This is a genomic window from Trinickia sp. (assembly GCF_036503415.1).
Taxonomy (GTDB): domain Bacteria; phylum Pseudomonadota; class Gammaproteobacteria; order Burkholderiales; family Burkholderiaceae; genus Trinickia.
Map to the genome: position 1 here is coordinate 24,492 of NZ_DASXWY010000145.1, position 11,199 is coordinate 35,690.

An 11,199-nucleotide genomic window follows, 5' to 3' on the forward strand; every position below is an offset into this window, starting at 1 on the left:
ATGACACTGCGCATCGATCGCCGCGCCTACGCGGAAATGTTCGGCCCGACCACGGGCGACCGGATCCGGCTCGCCGACACCGAGCTCCTGATCGAAATCGAACGGGACTTCACCATCTACGGCGAAGAAGTGAAGTTCGGCGGCGGCAAGGTGATACGTGACGGCATGGGTCAGTCGCAACGGTGCGCGGCCGAAGTGGCCGATACCGTCGTCACGAACGCCGTCATTCTCGATCACTGGGGCATCGTCAAAGCCGATATCGCCATCAAGGACGGCCGCATCGCCGCCATCGGCAAAGCCGGCAATCCCGATATCCAGCCGGGCGTGACGATCGCCATCGGCGCGGCGACGGAAATCATCGCGGGCGAAGGTCTCATCGTGACGGCCGGCGGCATCGATACGCACATCCATTTCATCAGCCCGCAGCAGATCGACGAAGCACTCGCCTCGGGCGTCACGACGATGCTCGGCGGCGGCACCGGCCCCGCCACGGGCACGAATGCGACCACCTGCACGCCCGGTCCGTGGCACATGGAGCGCATGCTGCAGGCGGCCGACGGCTGGCCGATGAATCTCGGCTTTCTCGGCAAAGGCAATGCGAGCCTGCCCGCTCCGCTCGTCGAGCAGGTCGCCGCCGGGGCCATCGGGCTCAAGCTGCATGAAGACTGGGGCACGACGCCGGCCGCGATCGACAATTGCCTGTCCGTGGCGGACGATACCGACACGCAAGTCGCGATTCACACCGATACGCTGAACGAAGCGGGCTTCGTCGAAACGACGGTCGCCGCGTTCAAGGGCCGCACGATCCACACGTATCACACCGAAGGCGCGGGCGGCGGACATGCGCCCGACATCATCAAAGTCTGCGGCGAAGCGAACGTGCTGCCCTCGTCGACGAATCCGACGCGCCCCTACACCATCAATACGCTCGACGAGCACCTCGACATGTTGATGGTCTGCCACCATCTCGATCCGTCCATCGCCGAAGATCTCGCCTTTGCCGAATCGCGCATCCGGCGCGAAACGATCGCGGCGGAGGACATCCTGCATGACCTCGGTGCGCTTTCGATGCTCTCGTCCGATTCGCAGGCGATGGGGCGCGTGGGCGAAGTGATCATTCGCACCTGGCAGACCGCGCACAAGATGAAGGTCCAACGCGGTGCGCTCGCCGAAGACAATACGCGCAACGATAACTTCCGCGCCAAACGCTACGTCGCCAAATACACGATCAATCCCGCGCTGACGCATGGTATTGCGCACGAAGTGGGGTCGATCGAGCCCGGCAAGTGGGCCGATCTCGTGTTCTGGGAGCCGGCGTTTTTCGGCGTGAAACCGTCGCTTATCGTAAAGGGCGGCATGATCGCGCTTGCGCAGATGGGCGACCCGAATGCCTCGATTCCGACGCCGCAGCCCGTGCACTACCGCGAGATGTTCGCGACGCGCGGCGGCGCGCTTGCACGCACCTCGCTGACGTTCGTTTCGCAGATGGCCGCGCAGGCGGGTATTGCCGAGCGTTATGGGTTGTCCAAGCGGATCGTGCCGGTGCGCGGCTGCCGCACGGTCACGAAAGCCGACATGATCCATAATGCTTGGCAGCCGTCGATCAGCGTCGATCCCGAGACCTATCAAGTCGTCGCGGACGGCCAGTTGCTGACCTGCGAGCCCGCGACCGTGCTGCCGATGGCGCAGCGGTATTTTCTGTTTTGAGTGCTGACGATCCAGGTTCCGACATGCGCACTATCGACAAACGCATCGCGCCTCATGTGAAGCTCGCGGCATCGCTCGTTTCGCGTGCGCCGACGCTCACGCTGGCCTACGAGGCGCGCTGCAAGAGCCGGCTTTCGGCCACGCTCGATAACGGCGAGACCGTGGCGCTCGTGCTGCCGCGCGGCACGGTGTTGGCCGACGGCGACGTGCTCGTGGCCGACGATGGCGGCCTCGTGCGCGTGGTCGCCGCCGACGAAGCGGTTCTCGTCGTGCGTGCGAACGATGCGCTGACGCTTACGCGGGCCGCCTACCACCTCGGCAATCGTCATACGCCCGTCGAAGTGGGTGCCGATTATCTGAAGCTCGAAGCCGACACGGTGCTCGAATCGATGCTGACGCGGCTTGGCGTGCGCGTCGAGGCGGCGTCGCTGCCTTTTCAACCCGAGACGGGCGCGTACGGCGGCGGGCATCGGCACGGGCACGATGCAACGTTCGACGAAGATTACGCGCTCGCTCAACGTGTCTTCGACGAGCATCACGGCGAGCATGCTCATGGTCATGCTCACGGCCATGACGTGCATTGCGATGGCGAGCATGGCCACGATTGCGGGCACGATCACGAGCACGATCACGGACACAGTCACGGCAAAGGCCATGCGCATCGCTGAATTGACCGCGCTGCTGCATCTGGCATCGCCTGCGCTGCCGGTTGGCGCATTCAGTTATTCGCAAGGGCTCGAATCCGCGATCGACTCGCAATGGGTCCTCGATGAGCGCTCGACGTCCGCATGGATTGCGGGCGGTCTCGCACATGTCCTGGCGCGCTGCGAGCTGCCCTTTCTCTCGCATCAGATCGCGCGCTGGCACGCGCACGATGCGCAGTCGATCGCGGCGCTGGCCACGGCCGATGCCGAGTTTCTCGCCAGCCGCGAATCGGCCGAATTGCGACGCGAAACCGAGCAGATGGGCTGGTCGCTCAAGCAGCTATGCCTATCGCTCGAATGGGGCGATACGGCACGGCGCGAAACGCTCACCGCGCTCGTACCGGTGGCTCAGCCGACCGTATTCGCCTTCGCCGTGGCCGCCCACGGCATCGACCCGCCAGCCGCCCTCGCCGCTTACGCATTCAGCTGGGCCGAGAATCAGGTTGCCGCGGCGCTCAAGGCGGTACCGCTCGGGCAGATGGCCGGGCAGCGCGTCATCGTCTCGCTGCGCGAGGCGATCGAGGCGGCCGTCGAACTCGCGCTGGCGACACCGCCCACCGCCATCAACACGTTTGCACCGATGCTCGGCGTGCTCTCCGCGCGGCACGAACAGCAATATTCGCGGCTTTTCCGCTCCTAGATCGATACGAGAGATACCGTCATGCGAACCAAGAAATTGCCGGCGCTGCGAGTCGGCGTCGGCGGCCCTGTCGGCTCCGGCAAAACGACCCTGCTCGAAATGCTCTGCAAGGCGATGCGCGAGCGCTACGACCTCGTCGCCATCACCAACGATATCTATACGAAGGAAGATCAACGCCTTCTGACGATCTCGGGGGCGCTGCCGGCCGAGCGCATCATGGGCGTGGAAACGGGGGGATGCCCGCACACCGCGATCCGCGAGGATGCCTCGATCAATCTCGAAGCGGTCGACCGCATGCTCGCGCGATTTCCCGAGGCGGATATCGTCTTCATCGAATCGGGCGGCGACAATCTGGCGGCTACGTTCAGCCCGGAGCTGTCGGATCTGACGATCTACGTGATCGACGTGGCGGGCGGCGAGAAGATTCCGCGCAAGGGTGGGCCGGGTATCACGAAGTCGGACCTGCTCGTCATCAACAAGACCGATCTCGCGCCATTCGTCGGCGCCAACCTCGAAGTCATGGCAGCGGATGCAAAGAAGATGCGCGGCGAGCGGCCCTTCGTCATGTGCAATCTGAAAGCGCTCGAGGGGCTCGAAGCGGTCGTGTCGTTCATCGAGTCGAAGGGGTTGCTGCGAAGCTGAGCGGTTCGCCGCCAGGTTGCAAACGTCTGGCGGCCGTCACTGCGCCACCGGTCGGCTCACGCTTCCATCAACGCCCTCAAGACCTCGACAGTCCGCTCCGTCGTCCCGCGATGGCGCGCGGCAAACGCCGAAGCCGCCGCGCCCATCGTAATGCGGCGCCCCCTGTCCGAGAAAAGCTCGTCGAGCACACGGGCAAGATCGGCCGAATCGCTGACCTGCTGCGCCGCACCGGCCGCCACCGCATCGGCCGTCGCTTGCGCGAAATTGAACACGTGTGGCCCGATCAGCACCGGTACGCCCACCGCACAGGCTTCGATCAGGTTCTGCCCGCCAAGCGGCAGCAAACTGCCGCCGATGAACGCGACATCCGCCGCCGCATAATAGGCGCCGAGCTCGCCCATCGAATCGCCGAGCAGCACCGTCACGTCGGCCGGCAATGGCGCCATATCGGCAGGCCCCGGGGCAGCCGCGGGCTTCGCCTCGCCGCCCCATTGCGAGCGCCGCGCAAGACGCACGCCACGCCGTTCGACAAGCGCCGCGACCTCGTCGAAGCGCTGCGGGTGCCGGGGCACGAGTATCAACAGCGCGTCCTTCGTCGCCTGTGCGGCCAACGCATCGAGGATCAACCCCTCTTCCCCTTCGCGCGTACTCGCGGCCACCCATACCGGGCGCGTGCCGATCGCCGCGCGCCACGCACGACCGCGCGCCACCAGATCCGGCGGCGTCGCCATATCGAACTTCAGATTGCCGAGCACCGCGACATGGCGCGCACCGAGCGCCGTCAACCGTTGCGCATCGGCCGGGCTTTGCGCCAGCACCCGCGAGAAACCGCCGAACACCTCGCGTGTTGCCCCGCCGAAACGTGCCGCGCGCCGGTAGGAACGCGCCGACATGCGGGCGTTGGCCAGCACGAGCGGAACATCGGCTCGGCGGCATTCGTCGAGCAGCGTCGGCCAGACCTCCGTTTCCATCACGATGCCCAGCGTCGGCCGCCATGCGCGCAAGAAGCGCCGCACCGTATGCGGCATGTCATAGGGCAGATAGCAGCGTGCAACGCGGGAGCCGAACAGCCGTTCGCCCGTCGCACGGCCGCTTGGAGTCATATGCGTCACGAGCAACCGAGCGTCGGGCCTGGCGCGCAAGAGCGCTTCGACAAGCGGTTCCGCCGCGCGCGTTTCGCCGACCGATACGGCGTGGACCCAGATGAGCGGCGCAAGATCGTCTCGCGGCCGGCCGGCCGTATGGCCGAAGCGTTCGCCGATATGCTCGCGATAGCCGCGCTCGCGCCGCGAGCGAATAAAAAGCCGTAGCACCGCGAGCGGCGCGACGATCCACCAGAGCGCGCGATAGAGGGCCCTCAACATGCCGCACCCGGACGTGACGAGGCGGCACACAGCCGCGCGAAACCCACGACGGCGGCGCTCAAATCAGCGCCCGGCCGGTGAGCCGCTCGAGAATGCCGATGGGCGCGCACTCGCGCTGCACCATGGCATCGGCCGGCAGAAAGAACGTCTGCTCGAGCATGAACTGGCCCGACATCACCGCATGCGCGGTCTGGTCGGAAAAGCAGACCCATACGCTGCCCGGCGGAAACGGAAGCGTTTCCTGCGGACTCGTCTTCTGGTAATCGAGATCGGCCTTCATGCAATCGTGCAAGTGAAGCATCAGATGATCGTATTCGCTGCGTCGCGACTTCGTGATACGAAGCAACTCGAGCAGCCACGCCGAGCCGGGCAATTGCGGCTTGATCCGCGGCAGGAAGCGCCGGGCCATGTCCTCGAACGGCTCGCCGACGCGCCAGACACGCGGCGTGCCGTGCGGATTCACGTTCGTGAAAACGCGCAGAATCCGCTCGCCGCGATTCGGGCGCGAGGGAAACGCATCGACATGCAGGCGGCTGTCGTCCTTGCGCCACGACGTGTGACGCGTCTCCACGCGCATGAGACGAAGACTCGTCGGCGCCGCGCGCAACTTGCCGCGGTACTCGGGCAGGAGGCCATCGACGAGCGAATGCGCGTTTGCCTGATAGCGCGCGACGAGCGAGCGCACCGCCGATTGGGTGGCCGCATCGGCGAGCACGCCGCGCAGTGCGCCGCCGGCAGGCTCGAGGCTGATGTTCTTGCGCTTCGGATCGGCGAGCGCCGGATCGAGCAATGCGCTCTCGCGGTCTTCGATCGGAAAAGCGAGATTCGGGAAGTACAGCACCTTGCCGTGCTCGAGCGCGGCGCGCAAAGTCTCGCGCGGCACCGAAAGGCCCTGCCCTTGCCAATCCCCCGCGGCGACTTCGATGATTTGCGATTCGTTCATGGTTCGGTTGAGCGCTGGCGAATCAGAGGAGGCCGAAACCGGCCAGTGCGGATTTCACCTGCTGCAGCGACGGCGGCGCCCCGCCATCACCCAGATTGACGACCTTCGGCGACCAATAGCCGCCCGTGCGCCATGCGGTCGCGAAATTGTACAGCTCGACCGTCGGACGCTCGAGCGCGGCGGCAATGTGCACGAGCCCGGTGTCGACGCCGACGGTCACGGCGGCAGCATCGAGCAGGCCCACGACCTCCGGCAGCGAAAGCCTCGGCGGCACGATGGCGGCGGCATTGAACTCTTGCGCCAGCCGCTCGCTCGTCGCGCGCTCGGCGTCGTTTCCCCATGGCAGCACGAGCGACATACCGCGCGAAACGAGCGAGCGACCCAATTCGAGCCAATTCGCGTCCGGCCACTGCTTGTCGGCGCGCGAGGTGGCGTGAACGAACACGGCGTAAGGCACGGGAAGATTGAGCCCGAGCGCCGCAAGCGCCGATGCCGCGCGCGATGTGTCGAGGCCGAAATCGAGGTCGTCCGCCGGCGTCGGTGCCGGCAGACCGAGCGCTGCGGCGACGAGTTGGCGCGTGCGCTCGACGACGTGCGTACGCGGCGCGATCGGCACGAGCCGGTCGTAGAAAAAGCGAGCCGGCCATTCATAGCCCGCGCCGTCGGTGCGATTGCCGAGCCCGACGACCGGACGGCGTGCCCAGCTCGCCACCCAGGCCGTTTTGATGAGGCCCTGACAATCGATGACGACGTCGTAGCGCTCGGCGGCGAGCGAGCGGCGCAGCGCGCGGATTTCGCGCCAGGTCGCGGCGGCGAGCGGCTGCTTGCGCCAGCGCCGCAGCGAGAACGGGATGGCCTGCCGTACCCCTGCGACAAGCCGCACGAGATCCGCAAAGCTCTCTTCGACGAGCCAGTCGATTTCGGCGCCAGGATAACGGCGCCGGATATCGGCTACCGCCGGCATGTTGTGAACGACGTCGCCCAGCGACGACACTCGCACGATCAGGATCTTTTGCACACCGAAAGAAAAAGAAAAAAACGATGGCGGCAAGGCGGTCCGTGCGCGGGACGATATTGCGTGTGCCGTGCGCCGGCGCCGCCCAAACGCGCGATTTTACCGCGTCGGCGCGTTTTTTCCGCGATGAACTCGCCTGCGGCACGATGTTTCGCCATCGGGCGGCGCTTTTGAGCGTCTTATTCTTCGCGCGCCGATCGCACTACAATAGTCCGTTTGAGCGCCGCCCCGCGGACGCCCTTCTCCGTACCGTTTCCTACCATGCACCGTTCGTATCGTTTTTTTCGTTTTGGCATCGTGCTGCAGCTTGCCGGGCTCGCCGCGCTGGCGGCCTGTTCCAGCCCGCCGCAGCAACCCAAGTTTCAGCAGGAGATGTTCGATACGGGCGCGAGCCCGTTCTCGCGCCATTTCGCCGCAACCTCAGCCGACGCCTGCGAGGCCGCGCGGCGTGCGCTGCTGAGCCAGGGTTATCTGACTACGACGACCCGCTCGGACACGATCGACGCGAGCAAGGATTTCCAGCCGAGCGGCGACAAGCACATCACCGTCGAATTCCATGTCGTTTGTACGGCGGGCGATGATGCCGAGAATTCGAGCCTCGTCTACGCGAACGCCGTGCAAAGCGGCTTTGCGCTGAAAAAGAGCGACACCTCGGCAAGCGTGGGGTTGAGCATTTTCGGTTCGCTTTCGCTGCCGATTCGCTCCAACAGCGATGCGATGGTGAAGGTATCGAGCGAAACCATTCAGTCGCAGAAGTTTTACGAGCGCTTCTTCGATTACGTCGATCAATACCTGCGTACCGTGGTGAAGGCCGTGCCCGTGCCGCAGCCTTCGAAGATCAAAGCGAGCGAGTTGCCGGCCTCCCCGCCGGCGGCACCGGCGGCACCATTGGCACCACTGACACCTTCGACAGCTTCGGCCCCCTCGGCCGCATCGACATCCGCGCCCGCCGATACGGCAAAGAGCGGTCTCGCGTCGCAGCCGGCACCCACGGCGCCTTAGGCCGAGAGCGCACGGCATCGTCGACGGGTAAAAAACCGTTCTACCAATTCCAGATTCGCTAGAAATTCATACCAAAAACAAAGCGAAACGCAGTTTATATTGGAAGCACTTTTTAGGGCACTGCGCGTACGATCGCTTCGTTCATGAAGAGCGGAGAGAAGAAGATGAGCGACGCAGGCCATTTGCGCTATTTCGATTACGCCGCCACGACGCCGGCCGATCCGAAGGTCATCGAATCCATGTTCGGATGCCTCGGCATGTCGGGAGCGTTCGGCAACCCGGCGTCGAGTTCCCATGCGGCCGGTCAGCGCGCCCGCCAATTGGTCGAGCGTGGTCGCCAACAAGTCGCGGCGCTGATCGGCGCTTCCGCCGACGAAATCGTCTGGACTTCCGGCGCAACCGAGTCGAACAATCTCGCCCTGAAAGGCTATGCCGATACCGCCTCGGCGCGACGGCATCTGATCACGAGCCAGCTCGAACACAAAGCCGTGCTCGATACGATGGCGAGCCTCGAAAAGCGCGGCCTGCCGGTCAGTTATCTGCGCCCATCCGAAAACGGCGAGATCACGGTCCAGACGGTAGCCGCCGCGTTGCGCGAGGACACCGGCCTCGTGTCGCTGATGCTCGTCAACAACGAGCTCGGCACGTTGACCGACATCGCCGCAATCTCACAGGTGGTACATGAGGCCGGCGCGCTGCTGCATGTCGATGCGGCGCAAGCGCTCGGCAAAACGCCTATCGATGTGCGGGCGCTCGGCATCGATCTGATGTCGATGTCGGCGCACAAGGTCTACGGCCCCAAAGGAATCGGCGCGCTCTATGTCAGCCGCGAGGTATGCGAGCGCATCGCACCGCAAATGCATGGCGGGGGCCACGAGCGCGGCCTGCGTTCGGGCACGCTTCCCACGCACCAGATCGTTGGAATGGGAACCGCGTGCGAGATCGCGCAGGATCAGATGCAAGCCGACAGCGAGCGGATCGCGAGATTGAGCGCGCGGTTGCTCGAACGGGTACTTCGACTCGAAGGCGTCACGCACAATGCCGGCGCAGCGCGGCGCATTCCCCATACGCTGAGCCTCACCATCGATCTGCCAGGCTTTTTCACGTTCATGCTGCCCGGCGATCTGGCCGTCTCGTCGACTTCGGCCTGCAATTCCGCAGCCGGCACGCCGTCGCATGTACTGACCGCGATCGGACTCGGGCAGGATGCCGCCAGTCGAACGATTCGAATCAGCATCGGGCGGTACACGACCGAGGACGATGTCGACTATGCGGCGGGCTGCTTCGAGCAGGTCGTGAGCGAATGCGCTCAGGAATGCCGGCGCTGACGCGTCAGCTTTCCTGCGAGCGTATGCGCTGCACTACCGAGCTATCGAGCTACCGAACTATCGATCGGCCCGATTGAGTGCGGGCCACTGTGCGAACGCGAAGACCCACAGCATGACGATGTTGACGATCGGCACGAACATCGTCAGGAACCACCAGCCCGAGTACCCCGCCCGGCGGATGATTCTGATGTACGGATAGAGCATCGCGACCAGAACGACGATGACGAACAGCCAGTGCCCGGAATTCATTGGATGCATTTTTTTCTCCAGTAAGGCCCGTCCGCGCTGCCCCGGCACCGCTCCGGGGCAGCGCGATCGCTTAGAACGGCAGCTTTGCGTCCGGCTTCGCGGCCAGAATCACGCGACGGAAATCGTCCTGGATCCGCGCGAGCGCATCGGCACTGTCGGCCTCGAAGCGCAGGACCACGACAGGCGTCGTATTCGACGAACGCGCAAGCCCGAAACCATCGGGGTATTCGACGCGCAACCCATCGATCGTAATGACTTCGTCCGCGCCCTGAAAGCGCGCCTCTTTCTGCAAACGCCCGATCAGCGCGAAGTTCTCGCCCTCTTCGAGCTTCAATTGCAACTCGGGCGTCGACAGTGAATTCGGCAGATCGTTGAGTACCTTGCTCGGATCGCTCACGCGCGCCAGCAGCTCGAGCAAGCGAGCGCCCGTGTACAGACCATCGTCGAAACCGTACCAGCGATCCTTGAAGAACACGTGCCCGCTCATTTCACCGGCGATCGGCGCGCCCGTCTCGCGCAGCTTCGCCTTCACGAGCGAATGGCCCGTCTTCCACATGACCGGCTCGCCGCCATGCTGGCGCACCCAGGTAGCAAGATTGCGCGTGCACTTGACGTCGTAAATGACCTGCGCACCGGGATTGCGCGACAAGATTTCCTGCGCGAAGAGCATCAGTTGGCGGTCCGGATAGATGATCTGGCCATCCTTCGTGACCACACCGAGACGGTCGCCGTCGCCATCGAATGCGAAGCCGATTTCAGCATCCGTTTCCTTCAGTGCCCGGATCACATCCTGCAAGTTTTCCGGATGCGCGGGATCGGGATGATGGTTGGGGAAATTGCCGTCGATATCGGTGAAGAGTTCGACGAGTTCGCAGCCGAGCGCCTTGAACAGGCGCGGGGCAAGACCGCCCGCGACACCGTTGCCCGCATCGACGACGAGCTTCATCGGGCGCGCGAGCTTGATGTCGCCGACGATCCGCTCGATGTATTTATCGCTGACGTCGTATTCGACATAGCCGCCATCGCCGGCGCTGAATTGGCCGTCGACGATACGCCGATAAAGCGCCTGGATCTGCTCGCCGTAAATGGCCGCGCCGCGCAACACCATCTTGAAGCCGTTGTAGTCGGGCGGATTGTGACTGCCCGTGACGACGATGCACGAATCGACCGACCGTTCGCCGCCCGGCAACGCGAGCGGCACGCTCGCCGCGAAGTAGCCGACCGGCGTCGGCACCATGCCGACATCGACGACATCGACACCCGCCGCGCGCAACCCGTCGGCCAGCGCCGCGACGAGCGACGGACCCGACAAGCGGCCATCGCGTCCGACGACGACGGCGTCGCCGCCCTGCGCGCGAATTTCGCTGCCGAATGCACGGCCGATCAAGCGCGCCACATCGGCATCGAGCGTCTTGCCCACGACGCCGCGGATGTCATACGCCTTGAAGATGGATTGTGAAATCATGGATAGGCTCTCAGTCTGCAAAAAAGGATGCAAAACGGCGTTGCAGCGCCAGACGCAGCGCGCCGCACGCGGTGTCGCAGATTCCCCTTACACCGCCGCCGCACGAGGGGTGCGCGATCGTTCCCACTTATAATTGCCGT

Annotated in this window: 10 protein-coding genes and 1 pseudogene; 6 read left to right on the forward strand and 5 right to left on the reverse strand. The window is 64.6% G+C overall.

The window, feature by feature from the left end; translation table 11 throughout:
* Genes ureC through ureG form a run of 4 tightly spaced genes read left to right on the forward strand, consistent with a single transcriptional unit; the run spans position 1 to position 3,693 of the window.
* A complete protein-coding gene (ureC, locus tag VGL01_RS17855) occupies positions 1-1,707 on the forward strand; it encodes an urease subunit alpha (protein WP_331571623.1) in 1,707 nt (568 codons plus the stop codon).
* A gap of 23 nt (positions 1,708-1,730) precedes the next feature.
* The gene (gene ureE / locus VGL01_RS17860) at positions 1,731-2,375 is read left to right on the forward strand and encodes an urease accessory protein UreE (protein WP_331571625.1); all 645 of its coding nucleotides are present in this window, start codon (positions 1,731-1,733) and stop codon (positions 2,373-2,375) included.
* Entirely contained in the window at positions 2,362-3,051 is a 690-nt protein-coding gene (locus VGL01_RS17865; RefSeq protein ID WP_331571676.1) for an urease accessory protein UreF, read from the forward strand. Before ureE ends, VGL01_RS17865 begins: the two co-directional genes overlap by 14 nt.
* A 21-nt stretch (positions 3,052-3,072) precedes the next feature.
* A complete protein-coding gene (ureG, locus tag VGL01_RS17870; protein ID WP_331571627.1) occupies positions 3,073-3,693 on the forward strand; it encodes an urease accessory protein UreG in 621 nt (206 codons plus the stop codon).
* 56 nt (positions 3,694-3,749) lie between these two features.
* Here ureG and waaA read toward each other — a convergent pair whose 3' ends face one another.
* The 3 genes from waaA to waaC are packed head-to-tail and all read right to left on the reverse strand — an operon-like array spanning position 3,750 to position 7,075.
* The gene (waaA, locus tag VGL01_RS17875) at positions 3,750-5,057 is read right to left on the reverse strand and encodes a lipid IV(A) 3-deoxy-D-manno-octulosonic acid transferase (RefSeq protein WP_331571629.1); all 1,308 of its coding nucleotides are present in this window, start codon (positions 5,055-5,057) and stop codon (positions 3,750-3,752) included.
* A 58-nt stretch (positions 5,058-5,115) separates the two neighbouring features.
* Complete coding sequence (locus tag VGL01_RS17880) at positions 5,116-6,000, reverse strand: Kdo hydroxylase family protein (protein ID WP_331571631.1); 885 nt, start codon at positions 5,998-6,000, stop codon at positions 5,116-5,118.
* A gap of 22 nt (positions 6,001-6,022) precedes the next feature.
* Positions 6,023-7,075 (reverse strand): lipopolysaccharide heptosyltransferase I, encoded by a 1,053-nt coding sequence (gene waaC, locus VGL01_RS17885; RefSeq protein ID WP_414720291.1) that lies wholly within the window; start codon positions 7,073-7,075, stop codon positions 6,023-6,025.
* A gap of 201 nt (positions 7,076-7,276) precedes the next feature.
* Here waaC and VGL01_RS17890 point away from each other — a divergent pair, with 201 nt between their 5' ends.
* Positions 7,277-8,017 (forward strand): DUF2242 domain-containing protein, encoded by a 741-nt coding sequence (locus tag VGL01_RS17890; protein ID WP_331571633.1) that lies wholly within the window; start codon positions 7,277-7,279, stop codon positions 8,015-8,017.
* A 164-nt stretch (positions 8,018-8,181) separates the two neighbouring features.
* Positions 8,182-9,324: pseudogene (locus tag VGL01_RS17895) on the forward strand (cysteine desulfurase family protein); the annotation flags it as partial.
* A gap of 78 nt (positions 9,325-9,402) precedes the next feature.
* Here the strand turns inward: VGL01_RS17895 and VGL01_RS17900 are convergent.
* Together VGL01_RS17900 and VGL01_RS17905 are read right to left on the reverse strand one after the other, a co-directional pair.
* On the reverse strand, positions 9,403-9,594 hold the full coding sequence (locus tag VGL01_RS17900) for a hypothetical protein (RefSeq protein ID WP_331571680.1): 192 nt from the start codon (positions 9,592-9,594) through the stop codon (positions 9,403-9,405).
* 70 nt (positions 9,595-9,664) lie between these two features.
* Complete coding sequence (locus VGL01_RS17905; protein WP_331571635.1) at positions 9,665-11,059, reverse strand: phosphomannomutase/phosphoglucomutase; 1,395 nt, start codon at positions 11,057-11,059, stop codon at positions 9,665-9,667.
* Positions 11,060-11,199 lie beyond the last annotated feature (140 nt).